The 14,771-nt window shown below is 64.4% G+C and carries 15 protein-coding genes; 6 read left to right on the forward strand and 9 right to left on the reverse strand.

Annotation, left to right across the window (positions count from 1 at the left end; translation table 11 throughout):
* Positions 1-368: 368 nt before the first annotated feature.
* Positions 369-2,891, forward strand: a complete 2,523-nt coding sequence (gene gyrB, locus H0W65_RS10375; protein ID WP_294007344.1) for a DNA topoisomerase (ATP-hydrolyzing) subunit B — start codon at positions 369-371, stop codon at positions 2,889-2,891.
* On the opposite strand, the gene H0W65_RS10380 is transcribed toward gyrB, so the two are convergent.
* Entirely contained in the window at positions 2,888-3,778 is an 891-nt protein-coding gene (locus tag H0W65_RS10380) for a LysR family transcriptional regulator (RefSeq protein ID WP_294007346.1), read from the reverse strand. The genes gyrB and H0W65_RS10380 overlap by 4 nt on opposite strands.
* Before the next feature lie 73 nt (positions 3,779-3,851).
* On the opposite strand from H0W65_RS10380, the gene H0W65_RS10385 reads away from it, so the two are divergent.
* The 3 genes from H0W65_RS10385 (at position 3,852) to H0W65_RS10395 (ending at position 5,806) form a co-directional block, all read left to right on the forward strand.
* Entirely contained in the window at positions 3,852-4,439 is a 588-nt protein-coding gene (locus tag H0W65_RS10385) for a LysE family transporter (protein ID WP_294007348.1), read from the forward strand.
* A complete protein-coding gene (locus tag H0W65_RS10390) occupies positions 4,439-4,972 on the forward strand; it encodes an NADPH-dependent FMN reductase (RefSeq protein ID WP_294007350.1) in 534 nt (177 codons plus the stop codon). Before H0W65_RS10385 ends, H0W65_RS10390 begins: the two co-directional genes overlap by 1 nt.
* A gap of 63 nt (positions 4,973-5,035) precedes the next feature.
* Complete coding sequence (locus H0W65_RS10395; protein WP_294007352.1) at positions 5,036-5,806, forward strand: endonuclease/exonuclease/phosphatase family protein; 771 nt, start codon at positions 5,036-5,038, stop codon at positions 5,804-5,806.
* Here H0W65_RS10395 and rpoN read toward each other — a convergent pair.
* Genes rpoN through H0W65_RS10420 form a run of 5 tightly spaced genes read right to left on the reverse strand, consistent with a single transcriptional unit; the run spans position 5,803 to position 9,863 of the window.
* Positions 5,803-7,263, reverse strand: a complete 1,461-nt coding sequence (gene rpoN, locus H0W65_RS10400; RefSeq protein ID WP_294007354.1) for an RNA polymerase factor sigma-54 — start codon at positions 7,261-7,263, stop codon at positions 5,803-5,805. The genes H0W65_RS10395 and rpoN overlap by 4 nt on opposite strands.
* A gap of 18 nt (positions 7,264-7,281) precedes the next feature.
* The gene (gene lptB / locus H0W65_RS10405) at positions 7,282-8,058 is read right to left on the reverse strand and encodes an LPS export ABC transporter ATP-binding protein (RefSeq protein ID WP_294007356.1); all 777 of its coding nucleotides are present in this window, start codon (positions 8,056-8,058) and stop codon (positions 7,282-7,284) included.
* Between the two features lie 4 nt (positions 8,059-8,062).
* On the reverse strand, positions 8,063-8,596 hold the full coding sequence (locus tag H0W65_RS10410) for an LptA/OstA family protein (protein WP_367120141.1): 534 nt from the start codon (positions 8,594-8,596) through the stop codon (positions 8,063-8,065).
* Positions 8,597-8,601: 5 nt separating this feature from the next.
* A complete protein-coding gene (gene lptC / locus H0W65_RS10415) occupies positions 8,602-9,240 on the reverse strand; it encodes an LPS export ABC transporter periplasmic protein LptC (protein ID WP_294007360.1) in 639 nt (212 codons plus the stop codon).
* Positions 9,240-9,863, reverse strand: a complete 624-nt coding sequence (locus H0W65_RS10420; RefSeq protein ID WP_294007362.1) for a ribonuclease D — start codon at positions 9,861-9,863, stop codon at positions 9,240-9,242. Before H0W65_RS10420 ends, lptC begins: the two co-directional genes overlap by 1 nt.
* 258 nt (positions 9,864-10,121) lie before the next feature.
* On the opposite strand from H0W65_RS10420, the gene H0W65_RS10425 reads away from it, so the two are divergent.
* Positions 10,122-10,955, forward strand: a complete 834-nt coding sequence (locus H0W65_RS10425; protein ID WP_294007364.1) for a cold-shock protein — start codon at positions 10,122-10,124, stop codon at positions 10,953-10,955.
* A gap of 69 nt (positions 10,956-11,024) precedes the next feature.
* Here H0W65_RS10425 and H0W65_RS10430 read toward each other — a convergent pair whose 3' ends face one another.
* The 3 genes from H0W65_RS10430 to H0W65_RS10440 form a co-directional block, all read right to left on the reverse strand.
* The gene (locus tag H0W65_RS10430; RefSeq protein ID WP_294007366.1) at positions 11,025-12,320 is read right to left on the reverse strand and encodes an amidohydrolase family protein; all 1,296 of its coding nucleotides are present in this window, start codon (positions 12,318-12,320) and stop codon (positions 11,025-11,027) included.
* 196 nt (positions 12,321-12,516) lie between these two features.
* The gene (locus H0W65_RS10435; RefSeq protein ID WP_294007368.1) at positions 12,517-14,097 is read right to left on the reverse strand and encodes a cisplatin damage response ATP-dependent DNA ligase; all 1,581 of its coding nucleotides are present in this window, start codon (positions 14,095-14,097) and stop codon (positions 12,517-12,519) included.
* Positions 14,098-14,142: 45 nt separating this feature from the next.
* A complete protein-coding gene (locus H0W65_RS10440; RefSeq protein WP_294007370.1) occupies positions 14,143-14,454 on the reverse strand; it encodes a hypothetical protein in 312 nt (103 codons plus the stop codon).
* A gap of 161 nt (positions 14,455-14,615) precedes the next feature.
* Between H0W65_RS10440 and rpmG the strand changes: the two genes are divergently transcribed.
* Positions 14,616-14,771, forward strand: a 156-nt coding sequence (rpmG, locus tag H0W65_RS10445; RefSeq protein ID WP_294007372.1) for a 50S ribosomal protein L33, incomplete at its 3' end; no start/stop codon positions are given.

Raw genomic sequence — 14,771 nt, forward strand, 5'->3', positions numbered from 1 at the left:
GACGGGCAGCGCCATCCGCAGCGCGCCGGCGCCCATGCCGCGCATCGCTCCGAAGGCGGCGCCCCGCGTCGTCCGTTCGGCGGTGGCGGCCGTGGCCGTCCCGGGGGCAACCGCGCCCAAGGCTAAACCATAGCGGCGAGGCTCGCGCGAGCCTTGAGGCACTTTAATTTCGGCCTGTCCGCGGGACCCCGCGGGCGGGCCGAAACGCCGTAAAAAGCTTGGAATATAGGACTTCATCTGCCATGGTCGGGCGATGAGTTTTCGCGCCTTTCGGGCGGCCCGTCCGATGTCCGGAAATCCGTCCAGCCGGTAAATCGCGCGCCACCATCAACTTCGTCAACTTTCCCTTGGAAACAATCCAACATCCCATGGCATCAGACCCCAACCAGAACGACTATGGCGCCGACCAGATCAAGGTTCTCAAGGGCCTCGATGCGGTGCGCAAACGCCCCGGCATGTATATCGGCGACACCGATGACGGCTCGGGCCTTCACCACATGGTGTTCGAAGTCAGCGACAATGCCATCGACGAAGCGTTGGCCGGCCATTGCGACCGCATCCTGATCCAGCTCAATCCCGATGGCTCGGTCACGGTCGAGGACAATGGCCGCGGTATCCCGACCGGCATCCATACCGAGGAAGGAGTCTCGGCGGCCGAGGTCATCATGACCCAGCTCCACGCCGGCGGGAAGTTCGAGAACACGTCGGACGACAATGCGTACAAAGTGTCGGGCGGTCTCCACGGCGTCGGCGTCAGCGTCGTCAACGCGCTTTCGGAATGGCTCGATCTGACTATCTGGCGCGACGGCGAAGAGCATTATATGCGGTTCGCCTATGGCGATGCGGTAGCGCCGCTGAAAATCGCCGGCCCGGCGCCGGAAGGAAAGAAGGGCACACGCGTCACCTTCCTGCCGAGCCCCGAGACCTTCAAGATCATCGAATTCGATTTCGACATGCTCGAGCATCGCTATCGCGAGCTGGCGTTCCTCAATTCGGGGGTTCGCCTGGTGCTCGCCGATGCGCGGCACGAGGAGCGGGTCGAGCACGAGCTATTCTACGAGGGCGGGATCGCTGCCTTCGTCAAATATCTCGACCGCACCAAGACCCCGCTGTTTCCGGATCCGATCGCCATCTCGGCGGTCCGCGACGGCATCGGCATCGACGTCGCGCTCGAATGGAACGACAGCTATTACGAGAATGTCCTGCCGTTCACCAACAACATTCCGCAGCGCGACGGCGGTACCCATATGGCCGCGTTCCGAGCCGCGCTGACCCGCACGCTCAACAATTACGCCGACAAGTCGGGGATGCTGAAAAAGGAAAAGGTCACCCTCACCGGCGACGACATGCGCGAAGGCTTGACCGCGATCGTCTCGGTCAAACTGGCCGATCCCAAATTTTCGTCGCAGACCAAGGACAAGCTGGTTTCGTCCGAAGTGCGCCAGCCCCTCGAAAGCCTGATGGGCGACAAGTTGGCCGAGTGGCTGGAAGAGCATCCCGCCGACGCCCGCTCGATCATTCAAAAGACGATCGACGCCGCCGCCGCGCGAGAGGCAGCCAAGAAGGCGCGTGAGCTGACCCGTCGCAAGGGAGTGATGGACATCGCCTCGCTGCCCGGCAAGCTCGCCGACTGCCAGGAGCGCGACCCGGCCAAGTCCGAATTATTTCTGGTCGAGGGCGACAGCGCCGGCGGCTCGGCCAAGCAGGGCCGCGACCGCCACTATCAGGCGATCCTGCCGCTGAAGGGCAAGATCCTCAACGTCGAGCGCGCGCGTTTCGACCGGATGCTCGGCTCGAAGGAAATCGGGACGATGATCCAGGCGCTCGGAACCTCGATCGGGCGCGAGGAATTTAATCTCGAGAAACTGCGCTATCACAAGGTCGTGATCATGACCGACGCTGACGTTGATGGCGCACACATCCGCACGCTGCTGCTGACCTTCTTCTACCGCCAGATGCCCGAACTGATCGAGGCCGGGCATCTCTTCATCGCCCAGCCGCCGCTCTACAAAGTCGCGCGCGGTCGCTCCGAAGTTTACGTCAAGGACGACAGCGCGCTCGACCAATATCTGGTCGACGCTGGCTTGGACGGTCTGCTGCTCGACACCGCCGAGGGGCCGCGCTCGGGTGAGGATTTGCGCACGTTGGTCGACCACGCCCGCCGTGTCCGAACTCTGATGGCTTATGCGCCGCGCAAGTATAACTATGCCCTCCTGGAGGCGCTCGCCCTGTCGGGGGCGCTCAAGCCCGACCTTTCTATCGACAAGCGCGCCGAAGCCATCGCCAAGGTCGCCGGCTGGCTCGGACGCGGCGACGAGGAAGCGGCCTGGTCGGGCGAAGTCGCGGCCGAAGGTGGCTATTTGCTCAAGCGGCTGTGGCGCGGCGTGACCGATGCCCACATCATCGAACCGCCCTTCCTCGCCTCCGCCGAAGCTCGCAAATTGCACACGCTGGCGGCCGAGCAGGCGTCGGCTTATGCCAAGCCGGCGACGCTCAGAACGCTTAGGAAGGGAAACACGGCGCCAACTGTCCAGGAAGAATCGCTGGCCCTGAGCGAAGTCGAAGGGCGTGAGGAAGGCGAGATCGAGGAGGCCAATACCGACACCCGCAAGGCGATCCCCGTCACTCGGCCATCCGAATTGCTCGAAGCCGTGCTCGCCGCCGGCCGCCGCGGTCTGTCCATCCAGCGCTACAAGGGGCTCGGCGAAATGAACGCCGAGCAATTATGGGAAACCACGCTCGACCCGGCCAACCGCTCGCTGCTCCGCGTCGAAGTCACCCAGGCCGACGTCGCCGACGAAATCTTCACCCGTTTGATGGGCGACGTGGTCGAGCCGAGACGCGAATTCATCCAGGACAACGCGCTGAACGTCGCGAACCTGGATGTCTAAGTTGGCCCTGCGCTAGCCGCTGCCTCGCGTTTGAGCCAGTCCAGGACGAGTTGCTCGGCCGCGCGCGGCACGGGCCGGCGAACGATCCAGTAAGCGCTGCCGATCGGAACGGCGAATTTGGTCAGCTCAACCAGCCGGCCCGCCGCTATACTCGCTTCGGCCATCCGCCTCCGCGCAAGTCCGGCGCCCATGCCGAGCGCCGCAGCCGACTGTACGAGTGCGCTTGACGTCATCCTCGTACCGCTGCGGGCCAAGGCGCTGTCGATTCCCAGCGCGCCGCACCAACGCAGCCAACTCACTTGGGGATCGCGGTCGTGGATCAGGGGCAGCGTCAGGATATCGCGTGGCTCGGCCAAAAGGCCCGCGCTGCGAGCCAGATCGGGTGCGAGGACTGGCACCATCACGTCGCTCATCAACGGCTCGGCCGCGGGCTGGCTGTCATCGACATAGGACGTTAGCCGAATGGCGATGTCCGCATCGGCGGGTATCCGCGATAGTCGCTGGCCGGTCTTGATCGAAACCGCGAATCTGCCGCGCGCCTCAGTGAATGCCGCGAGCCGCGGCAGCAGCCAGAGTTCGGCGAAAGATTCGGTGGTGGAGATTACGACCTCATTGGGGCGGCGATCCTCCCTCGTTGCTTCGACCCCTACCGCAAGCTCGCCAAGGGTTTGGGCGGCGATTCGCCCGAGCCTTTGCCCCGCGGGCGTGAAACGAAGCCGTCCGCCGCCGCGCTCAACTAGGGAAACGCCAATCCGGGCCTCCAGTTCGCGCATGTGTCGGTGAACGACTGAGGGGCTAAGGCCTAGCAGCCGAGCGGCAGCCCGGATGCCGCCTGCTTCGAGCGTTGCGGCCAAGACCCGAAGGCCGTTGAGCGGAAGGTTGCGCATGTTCGCATCAGGATAACGATCCGGGCAGATTTGGAAATAGCGGCCGGAGCAGCGCCGGGTTTACTGGAGGATCATGCAAACGCTTGCAGCCCTCGCCGCGATTATCGCGCTGCCGATAGTCATGCCGGGACCGAATAATTTTATTGTCATGGCGGAGTCGATCGCCGGCGGCATTCGCAGAGCCGTGCCGTCGATCCTCGCCATCGCCGTTGGCAGCGCTCTTCTACTGGCGGCGGCAAAGGGGCTGCTCGCGTTCCATTTCATGCAACGGATCGTACCGTTGATCGGTGTGGCCGGGTGTCTTTTGGTCGCGGCGATGGCCGGCAGGCTCTGGATGAAACCTGCCGAACCCGACATGCTCGGTATCCATTCGAAGCGGCCGATCGCGCTGGTGCCGTTTCAGTGGGTTAATCCCAACAGCTGGGTGTTGGCAGTGGTCGTAGCAACGGCCGCAAGCTCTGCTGGATATCCGGACTGGGTACCGATCGCCCTGCTAGCGGCCCTTTCAGCCGCCGCGTCGTTGCTCTGGGCAATGGTCGGTCAGTCGCTGGCGCCTCTGGCTGCCAATCCGAAGCACGGCCGGTGGCTCAACCGGGCGGTCGCGGTCGCGATGTTCGTGGCAGCGCTTCAGATGTTCATCTCTCAGATCGGAGAAATTTAGTGACCCTGACCTTGCTTGGACTCGCGGGAAGCCTTCGCCGCGGCTCGATTAACCAGCAGCTCCTCACCGCTATGGCGATGCGCGCGCCAACCGAAATCGGATTCCAGCTGTTCGATGGCCTAGGCGCCATCCCGGTGTTCAACGAGGATTTAGAGACGCCCACAGTCCCAGCCGGCGTTCAATCATTGTCGCGCGCGGTCCAGGCTGCGGACGTGTTGGTAATCTCAACGCCCGAATATAATCAGTCGCTACCTGGCGTGGTGAAAAACGCGATCGACTGGCTCAGCCGCAGCCCGGACCAACCGCTCGGCGGCAAACCATGCGTCGTAACCGGGGCGACCGTCGGCAAATGGGGGACTCGAATTGCCCAGCAGCAGCTGCGAACGGTGCTGACCACTTGCGGCGCCCGCGTACTGACGGGGCCGGCCTTGTACGTCGCCGACGGGGCAATGCCGACCGAGAAGCAATCAGAACTCGACGTCTTTCTCAACGCAATTGTCACAGATTTCCGTAAAATGCGACCTTTGGCCTGACCGCGCAAAAGCCTACTTGTCGAGGCATTCGGAACAGGCGCCGCGCCGAGCTATTGAGCGGATATGTCTGCCGCACCCACCATCACCGTCGCCTCCTACAACATGCGCAAGGCGATCGGGACTGATCGGCGCCGCGATCCCGATCGAGTGCTCCATGTCCTTCAGCAGATCGACGCCGACATCGTCGCGCTGCAGGAGGCGGACAAGCGCTTCGGGACTCGCGCCTCGGCGGTACCACACGGGCTGATCGACAGCCACGGCTTATACAAGCCCGTCGAGTTCGGGGTCAGCCACTCGCGCCTTGCCCATGCCTTTCCCTTCGGCGAGCGGATCGAGAACAGGCTCGGCCTCGTCACGCGCAACCTTGGCTGGCATGGCAATGCGCTACTGGTGAAGCGCGAGATTGAGGTGATCGACGTCGAGGCGCTGCACTTGCCGACGCTCGAGCCGCGCGGCGCGGTCATGGCTGAACTCGACATCCGGGGGGCACATTTGCGCGTGATCGGCATGCACCTCGATTTGAGCGGCCTGTGGCGGCGGCGGCAGATCCGCGCGATCCTTGCCCACCTCGCCAAGCGGCATCGGCCGATGCCGACCGTGATGATGGGCGACACCAACGAATGGCGCGCGGCGGGCGGGTGTCTCGGGGAATTCGGCGCGGCCTACAAAGTCGCGCCTACCGGCCCCAGCTTCCACAGCCGCCGTCCGATCGCCGCGCTCGATCGCATTTTGGTAGATTGCGCACTGAGGATCGACGCCGCCGGGGTCCACGCCAGCGCCGAAGCGCGCAAGGCGAGCGACCATCTGCCGGTGTGGGCGCGGCTGGGGCTTTAACCGCCGGTCATCTTGCGCTGTCGTCGCCGCTGAATGGACGAGCCGATGCCCATTGCCTCGCGATATTTGGCGACGGTGCGGCGGGCCAGGTCGATGCGCTGATCCCTGAGCAAATCGACCAGCGTGTCGTCGCTCAAGATTTCGGTCTCGGCGGCGATCAGCTTGCCGATTGCATCCTTGACCGCCTCAGCCGCCGCGCCCTCGCTGCCGTCGCTGGCGACACCCGATCCGAAGAAATATTTCAATTCGAACAGGCCCCTATCGCACGCCAGATATTTGTTGCTGGTGACACGGCTGACGGTCGATTCATGCATCTCGATCGCTTCGGCAACCTTTGCCAAAGTCAGGGGCCGAAGCGCCGACACGCCGGCTTCGAAAAAACCTTGCTGCCGGACAACGATCTCGCTCGCCACCTTGACGATGGTCCGCGCGCGCTGGTCGAGCGCTTTCACCAGCCAGTTGGCGCTGGCCAGCGAGTCCGCCAGCCACGCCTTCGCCGCCTTGTCCTGCGGCCCGCGCTTCAGCTCGGCATGGTAGCGGCGATTGACCAGCACCCGTGGCAGCGCGGCATTGTTGAGCTCTACGCTCCAGCCGTCCTTGGTCTGGCGCACGAACAGGTCCGGCGTGATCGACTCGGGCTGCTTGGTGACGAAGCGGCAGCCCGGCTTCGGGTCATAGGCGCGAAGTTCGCGCACCATGTCGGCCAAATCTTCCTCATCAACCCCGCAGATACGGCGCAAATCGGGCATCCGTCCCTTCGCGAGCAAGTCGAGATTGGCGATCAGTCGCGCCATCGCCGGATCATAGCGATCGGCCGCTTTCGCTTGCAGCGCGATGCACTCCTCCAGGTTCCGCGCCGCGACGCCTGGCGGGTCGAGGGACTGGACCAGCGCCAGCGCGTGATTCGCCTCGTGAGGGCTCGCTTCGCAAGCCTCGGCGATCACTGCCAGCGAGGTGTCGAGATAGCCGGTCTCCTCCAGCTCGCGAACGATCGCTTCAGCGACGCGACCGATAGTCCCGCCGGCCCCATGAAGCTGGGCCAGCAGATGTTCGGACAGCCCCGCATCGCCGCCCTCCAGCCGGTCGAAGTCGAACGCCTCGTCCGCTCCCGACCCGCCACCGACATCGGCGAAGCTGTCGGTGTCGAGCGCCGCTTCGCGCCAGTCGATGTCCACCGGGCTGTCGTCGATCCCGCCCAGCTTGCCGATCAGCTCGTCGGCTCCGGTCGGATCGGCGGCCGCCTCGCCAGTTTCGCGATCTTCGCGGATGATGACGCCCTCGCTCGCTCCGCTCTCGCCGGGGCGCGCCTCGAGCAGCGGATTGTTTGCCAGTTCCTCGGCGATCACCGCTTCGAGCTCTAGGTTGGAGAGGGTCAGGAGCTTGATTGCGGCCTGCAACTGCTGGGTCATCACCAGCGACTGCGAAACGCGAAGGTCGATACGCGGGCCGAGCCCCATGGCGACTAAGCTTCCACGCTACAGGGCGAAGCTTTCGCCGAGGTAGAGGCGCCGCACATTCTCATCGGCGACCAGTGCCTGCGGCGTTCCTTCGAACAGCACCTGCCCGTCATAAATGATGCAGGCGCGATCGACGATGTCGAGCGTTTCGCGGACATTATGGTCGGTAATCAGCACGCCGATGTCGCGCTGTTTCAGCTCGCGGACCAGTTCGCGGATGTCGCCGATCGAGATTGGATCGATCCCCGCGAACGGCTCGTCGAGGAGCATGATCGACGGTTCTGCGGCCAGCGAGCGGGCGATTTCGCAGCGCCGCCGCTCGCCCCCCGACAGCGACATCGCCGGCGAGGCGCGCAAATGGGTCAGGCCGAACTCGCCGAGCAATTGCTCAAGACGGGCTTCGCGCGCACCGCGATCCGGTTCGCCGACTTCCAGCACGGCCATGATGTTCTGCTCGACCGTTAACCCGCGAAAAATCGAGGTTTCCTGCGGCAGATAGCCGAGGCCGAGGATCGCGCGGCGGTACATCGGCAAATGGGTGATGTCGCTCCCGTCGAGGAAAATGCGCCCCGAATCCGGCCGGACCAGCCCCATCACCGAGTAGAAACTGGTCGTCTTGCCTGCCCCGTTCGGGCCAAGCAATCCAACCACTTCGCCGCGCGACACGCTCAGCGACACGTCGTGCAGCACCGCGCGCTTGTCATAGCTTTTGGCGATCGATCGGACTTCGAGCCCGCGCACCGGTCCGGTCCTGGTACCCGTCACCGGATACTCGATGGTCGCGGCGTCGTTCATCGGCTCAGTTCCGTTGGGCGACGGTGAAGCGCCCGGTGACCCGGCCGACCGACTGGTTGTTCGCGCCCCGCTGACCGCCGTCCATCACCGCCCGGCCGGTATCGAGGTCGATGGTCAACCGGCCCCCGTTCAAATAGGAGCCGGCGCGGTCGAGCCGGACATTGCCGACCATCGTGATCAGCTTTTGATTGAGGTCATAGACCGCGAAATCGCCGCGCGCGGTCTCGCTCGGGCTGACCACAGTAACGCCGCCGCTGGCGTCGATGCGGTTGATGTCCAGCTTTCCGCTGGTGTTCGCGTAGGCAAGCGTCAGCCGCGCGGTCCGCATCGTCAACTCGCCCTGCTTGATTACGACATTGCCGGCGAAGATCGCTCGATCGGCGCGATCTTGCGCCTCCGCGCGATCGGCGGCCAGGTCGATCGGCGCCTTGCTGTCATGACCCTTTAGCGCCGACACACCGCTTTGCGCCATCGCCATTCCGCTCCCCAGTAGGGCCGCCGCCATAGCGGTGATCGCGATTATAGGCTTGACGTTCATGCGTCTCATCTGACCGCCCCTTGGCGAATTTTCAAGCGCACGCCGTGTTCCAAGCTGACGGTGCGCGCGTCGAGATCGGCGCGCAACTGCCCGGCCTTGAATTCGCCCAGCGTCATGGTCCCGTTGACCGCACCGTTCGACCGCAAGGTCCGCTTGTCGAGATCGACCGTCACGTCGCGGGTCGCCAGCCGATATCCGTCGGGCCCCGACACGCGGACCGGGCCATCGATCTGCACTTTTTCCTGCTCCAGATCGTAACGGCCTTTCAGTGCGATGATGTCGAGCGGTCCGCGAGCCAGGCCGAGCGAAGCCCGAATTCCCTCGATCGACACCACCCGGTCAGTGCTCGTCGGCTGGATGGCGCGGTCGGCCGCGACCCGAAATTTCTGCCCCTTGTCGTCCTCGCCGCTATAGCGGGCCGATTCGACCTTCATCCGTTCCTTGGCCATCCCAACCTTGTTCTTGTCGAGGATGAAGCTGACGTCGCCGCGCTTTTCGAAAGGCGCAATCGCCAGCAGCGCCAACAGCCCGGCGATCGCCAGCGGCAGGCCATATTTGGTCGCCTTGACGACCGCGTCGTGGCGGCCGCCGGGCTCGGCCCAATCGCGCTTGATAGCGCGCTCTCGGTTGGCGGCGTCAGACATCAACTATGCGCGAAAATATCGTCTTCGGCCCAGCCAGCGAGATCGAGCAGGGCGCGCGCGGGAAGGAAATCGAAGCAGGCCTGCGCCAAGTCGACGCGATTCTCGCGCGACAGGCGGATATCGAGCTTCTCCTTCAACTGATGGAGGTAGCGCACGTCGCTCGCGGCATAATCGCGTTGCGCGTCGTTGATCTCCGCTGCGCCCCAGTCGCTGGTTTGGTGCTGCTTCGACAGGTCCTGGCCGAGCAATTCCTTGACCAGTTCCTTGAGGCCATGGCGGTCGGTATACGTCCGGATCAGCTTCGACGCGGTTCGGGTGCAATAAAGCGGCGCGGCGATGATGCCCAGGTAGGCGCGAATGATCGCGACATCGAAGCGCGCGAAATGATAGAGTTTGAGCCGGTCGGGATCGCCGAGCAGGGCCTTTAGATTTGGCGCGGCATAATCGCTGTCGGGACCGAACCGCACCAGATGCTCGTCGCCCGACCCGTCCGACAATTGCACGAGGCACAGTCGGTCGCGGCCCGGGATCAGCCCCATCGCCTCGCTATCGACCGCGATTGCCGCGCCGGTCGCGAACATATCGGTCGAGGGAAGATCTTCTTCGTGAAAGTGAATCGCCATGATTTTATTCGGTTTCCTCGTGCCGGGGACTTGCGCCGCCACGCCTGAACCGGCGGTGACGACAGGGGAGCTGAGGTCCTCTCTAGTCTGATCGGTGCCCGGCTTGCCAGCTTTAACCATGGAAACGCTAGGAGAAGCGGGCTTTTTCCTGTAGAGACTCGCGCCGTGCGTGCGGTTGTTTCCGCGCGGGCAGCCGGTTGCGCCCTGGCCCAGCGCATTGGTTTTCGATTTTGGGGGCACAAGAGAGTTTATATTTCCATGGGGTTCGATCGAGGGCGTAAGGGTGACCGCGGTGGTCGTGGCCGTGACAAGCGCGACGGTTTTGGTGGCGATGACAATTTCGCTGGTGGTGGCGGTTTCGGCGACCGAGGTGGCTTCGGCGATCGCGGGAGCCCCGGCGGCGGTTATAACGCCGGCGGCGGCGGCTATCGCGGCGGTGGCGCCGGCGGCGGCGGATATGCCGGAGGCGGCGGCGGGTTCCGTGGCGGCGGCGCTGGGGCCGGTGGTGGCGGTTTTCGCAGCGGGGGCGCTGGCGGCGGCATGCCGCCCCAGGTCGTTGGCGAAGGCAAGGGCGTCGTCAAATTCTTCAATCCGCAGAAGGGCTTCGGATTCATCGTCCGCGATGACGGCGGCGAGGATGTGTTTGTGCACATCTCGGCCGTCGAACAGGCCGGTCTGACCGACCTTGCCGACGGGCAGCCGCTCAACTTCACTCTGGTCGACCGCGGCGGGCGCATCTCGGCGACCGACCTCAAGATCGACGGCGAGCCGATGGAAATCGTGCGCAGCGCCGCTCCGCCCCGCGATGGCGATCGTGAGGGCGCAGGGGGCTTCGGCGGTGCTGGCGGCGGTGGCCCGCAGCGCCAGCTAACCGGCGAGAAGGCGCAGGGCACGGTCAAGTTCTTCAACGCGATGAAGGGCTTCGGCTTCATCAGCCGCGACGACGGACAGCCCGACGCCTTTGTCCACATCTCGGCGGTCGAGCGTGCTGGCCTGCCGACGATCAACGAAGGCGACCGGTTCGAATTCGACATCGAGGTCGACCGGCGCGGCAAATATGCCGCCGTGAACCTGCAGCCGATCCAGGCTTAAGGGTCGGTTTGGTCGAATTGGCCCGCCCGGCGTAACCCGGGCGGGCTTTTTCGGAGCTTGAAGAGCACATCACCTCATCGGGATCGGCTTGCCCTGGGCCATGACGAAGGCAATGTGGGTCACCGCCGCCGGATCGGTCAGCGGGTCGCCGTCGACCGCGATGATATCAGCCGATTTGCCCGGGTCCAGCGTTCCGGTCTCGCTTGACAGGTCGAGCAGATCGGCGCCGCCCCTGGTAGCGGCGATCAGCGCGTCGCGTGGGGTCATTCCACCTTTCGACACCATCAGGCCAACTTCCTCACCGGCGCGCGCGTGCGGGAAGACCGCCGCGTCGGTGCCCAGCGCGATCTTGACGCCGGCTTTATAGGCCATGCTGAGCCCCCGGCCCCACACGCCAAGCGTCTGGCGGGCCTTGATCTCGCTGTTGGGGGTGTAAATGCCCTTGCCGATGTACATTTGCAGCCCGCTAAAGGCCATCAGCGTCGCGCTGAAATAGGTGCCGCGGGCCTTCATTTCCTTGACCCCTTCGGCATCGATGAAAGTGCCATGCTCGATCGAATCGACGCCCGCCCGAACCGCGGCCAATATGCCCTTGGCGCCATGAGCGTGGGCGGCGGTTTTTAGGTGAAGGCCATGCGCCGTGTCGATGATCGCCTTCATCTCGACATCGGAGAAATGCTGCTCGAGCCCCATCGCCCCGGGATCGAGCACGCCGCCGGTGGCGTGGAACTTGATCACGTCGACGCCCATCGCGGCGATCTTGCGGACCGCCTCGCTGCACTGCTGGACGCCGGTGCACACGCCGACCTGGCCGCGCGTGTTAATCGCCGATGCGAGTTCGGGGTTATAACCGACCGCATCGTCGCCATGCCCGCCGATAATCGACAGCGCCGGGCCGGATACCATCACGCGCGGACCTGAAAAGCTGCCCTCAGGTATCGCGTCGCGCATCGCCAGCGAAGCGGCCGGCGGGCCACCGAGGTCGCGCAGGGTGGTGAAGCCGGCCCGGGCCATGGTCAGTGCGTTCGAAAGCCCGACGGTGGCGGCATAGGGCTCGGAATATTTTGGGGTCAGCGACTGATACCACGGCTCGCCCGAATGCTGGGTCAGATGGACATGCACATCGACCAGCCCCGGCAGCACCGTCTTGCCACGCATGTCGACCACCGTCGCTCCGGCCGGAGCGGTGGCGCCATCTTCGATCCGCACGATCCGGCCATTGTCGACGATCACCGTCGACGGCCCGCGCGCCGGCTTGGCCGCATCGACGATCAATCGGCCAGCCTGGATGGCATATGTTTCGGCCTGGGCGGCGGTCGACAGGGCGGCCAGCGCAATCGCGGCGATCAATTTTCCGAGCATCATGTTCCCCGTTCCGGCGCCCCCGCCGACGTCTATTTTCAGAGGCAAAGTTGATGAAGTTGATGGTGGAGCGCGAATCCGTGGCCTTCGAGACTTCCGGTATCAACTTTGCATTGCGGGCAAGCTGCGGTCGGCCGGAGGTGAAGGGCGTTTGACATCGCCGCAGACAAGCACGCGTAATCCTACTTTGCCAGCAATTTCAGGTCGCCATCGCCAGCAGCGCCTCGATTCGATCAGCCTCGAGGGCTGGCTTGTCGGTGCGGATGCGGCTGATGCGTGGGAAGCGCATGGCAAGCCCCGACTTGTGGCGCTTGCTGGCGTGGATCGAATCGAACGCCACTTCGAGCACCAGCGTCTTTTCGACCTCGCGCACCGGGCCGAAGCGATTGAGCGTATGGCCTCGCACGAACCGGTCGAGCCATTTCAACTCCTCGTCGGTAAAGCCGAAATAGGCCTTGCCGACCGGCAGCAACTCGCCTTCTTCATTCCAGCAGCCGAAAGTGTAATCGCTGTAATAGCTCGATCGCTTGCCCGACCCGCGCTGGGCATACATCATCACGCAATCGGCGGTCAGCGGGTCGCGTTTCCATTTATACCACAGGCCGACTCTGCGCCCCGCGACATAGGGGCTGTCGCGGCGCTTGAGCATCATCCCCTCGACGCCCTCGTCGCGGACGCCGGTCCGGCGTTCCTCAAGCGCCTCGAAGCTGTCCGCTTCGATCAGTTGCGACAGGTCGAACCGGTCGGGATCGAGCCGGCCGACGAAGCTTTCCAACCGCGTCCGCCGTTCGGACCAAGGCAAGCTCCGCAAATCCTCCTCGCCGTCGAAAAGGATGTCATAGAGGCGGACGAAGGCGGGAAATTCGCCCTGAACCTTGGCGCTGACGTTCTTGCGCCCCAATCGCTGCTGGAGCGCATTGAAGCTCGCCGCAGCGCCCCCCTGGCTCTCTCCCCGCACCAGCAGCTCGCCGTCGAGGACGGCGGGAACGGTGAACGCCCCGGCGATGTCGGGAAAGCTGCCGCTGATGTCGTCGCCGGTGCGGCTGTAGAGACGAGTATCGCCACCGGCGCGGACCAGCTGGATGCGGATCCCGTCCCATTTCCACTCGGCCGCATAATCGGTGAGATCGACACGGGTCTGGTCGAGCGGGTGGGCGAGCATGAACGGGCGGAACACCGGAATGTCTTTCGCGGTCGGCTGAGCGGCGCGGCCCTCGCCCCAGTCGAACAGTTCGGCGTAGGGTGGCTTCAACCCGTGCCACACTTCCTCGACCTGCTCGACGTCAAGGCCGAAGGCATCGGCCAGAGCCTGTTTGGCGAGACGTGCGGAGATTCCGACCCGAAGCGCGCCGGTAGCTAGTTTGAGAATCGCGAATCGGCCCGACGCGTCGAGATGATCGAGTAGCGCGGCGAGCATTGCGGGCGCCTCGGATCGGCTCGCCGAGCGCAGCCGCTCGACCGCGTCCGACAGCCGCACGGTCCCGTCGTCGAGTAGCGGCTCCCCCTCGGGTGGAGGCCATAGCAGCGATACCGTCTCGGCCATGTCACCGGCATAGTCCCGGCTCATGCGAAGCAGCACCGGGTCGATCCGCTCTTCGGCCAGACCGCGCACTACCGCGGGCTTGACCGCCGGAATGTCGAGCATCCCAGTCAGCGCCGCCAGCGCGAGCCCGCGGTCTGGATCCGGGGTGGTTTTAAGATAATCACCGATCAGCCGCAGCTTGGAGTTGCGCGAGCGGGTGTAGACGAGGTCGTCGAGCAGCTGGGAAAAAGCGCGCATCGTCGCATCAATGCGCGGGCGCGGCTTTGGCTGCCAGAGGCTGGGTTAGTGGAGCCGCACCGCCAGCGCGGCAAGGATCGATTCGCGGTCGTGAGCGGCCTGGCTACCAAGCGCTTCGCCCATATAGTCGAGGCAGGCGCGGGTCGCGGCACGGTGACCGGGCATCATCGCATGATGCGCGCCATAGTCGGCGAGACCTTCCAGCGCTGCAAAACCATGGTCGGCGGCGAGCACCCGGATCGCCTCCATCCTGGCGGCGATATCGACCGGCTTCAGCCGCGACACGCGCTGTTCGATCTCGGCAATGCGTTCGCCGATGCGGGTTCTGACGAGGTTGAGCGAATCGAGCGACGCCATGGCAATTCTCCGTTGAGCAGAGGAGTGTCACCCAAATTGGTTAACAGCTTGCGAAGGCGGCCCAGTCTTGACAATTTGGCCCTCGCCCGTCAGAGGGGCCGCTGTTCGGGCGGCGCCGGAGGGCCCGCCTTTCATTTTGTCAAAGATTCGGGATTTGTCCGATGGCCAAGCCGGCAACAGTCAAAATCAAGCTCGTCAGCTCGGCCGATACGGGCTTTTTCTACGTCACCAAGAAGAACCCGCGCAACACGACGGAGAAGATGTCGTTTCGCAAATACGACCCGGTCGTGCGCAAGCATGTCGATTTCAAGGAAGCC

The sequence above is a fragment of the Sphingomonas sp. genome, from assembly GCF_013816785.1.
GTDB lineage: Bacteria > Pseudomonadota > Alphaproteobacteria > Sphingomonadales > Sphingomonadaceae > Sphingomicrobium.

Bases quoted from the DNA above. Each gene is read 5' to 3' on its own strand.
- gyrB (WP_294007344.1), top strand. From the start codon at position 369: ATGGCATCAGACCCCAACCAGAACGACTATGGCGCCGACCAGATCAAG.
- H0W65_RS10380 (WP_294007346.1), bottom strand. From the start codon at position 3,778: ATGCGCAACCTTCCGCTCAACGGCCTTCGGGTCTTGGCCGCAACGCTC.
- H0W65_RS10385 (WP_294007348.1), top strand. From the start codon at position 3,852: ATGCAAACGCTTGCAGCCCTCGCCGCGATTATCGCGCTGCCGATAGTC.
- H0W65_RS10395 (WP_294007352.1), top strand. From the start codon at position 5,036: ATGTCTGCCGCACCCACCATCACCGTCGCCTCCTACAACATGCGCAAG.
- rpoN (WP_294007354.1), bottom strand. From the start codon at position 7,263: ATGGGGCTCGGCCCGCGTATCGACCTTCGCGTTTCGCAGTCGCTGGTG.
- lptB (WP_294007356.1), bottom strand. From the start codon at position 8,058: ATGAACGACGCCGCGACCATCGAGTATCCGGTGACGGGTACCAGGACC.
- H0W65_RS10410 (WP_367120141.1), bottom strand. From the start codon at position 8,596: ATGAACGTCAAGCCTATAATCGCGATCACCGCTATGGCGGCGGCCCTA.
- lptC (WP_294007360.1), bottom strand. From the start codon at position 9,240: ATGTCTGACGCCGCCAACCGAGAGCGCGCTATCAAGCGCGATTGGGCC.
- H0W65_RS10420 (WP_294007362.1), bottom strand. From the start codon at position 9,863: ATGGCGATTCACTTTCACGAAGAAGATCTTCCCTCGACCGATATGTTC.
- H0W65_RS10425 (WP_294007364.1), top strand. From the start codon at position 10,122: ATGGGGTTCGATCGAGGGCGTAAGGGTGACCGCGGTGGTCGTGGCCGT.
- H0W65_RS10430 (WP_294007366.1), bottom strand. From the start codon at position 12,320: ATGATGCTCGGAAAATTGATCGCCGCGATTGCGCTGGCCGCCCTGTCG.
- H0W65_RS10435 (WP_294007368.1), bottom strand. From the start codon at position 14,097: ATGCGCGCTTTTTCCCAGCTGCTCGACGACCTCGTCTACACCCGCTCG.
- H0W65_RS10440 (WP_294007370.1), bottom strand. From the start codon at position 14,454: ATGGCGTCGCTCGATTCGCTCAACCTCGTCAGAACCCGCATCGGCGAA.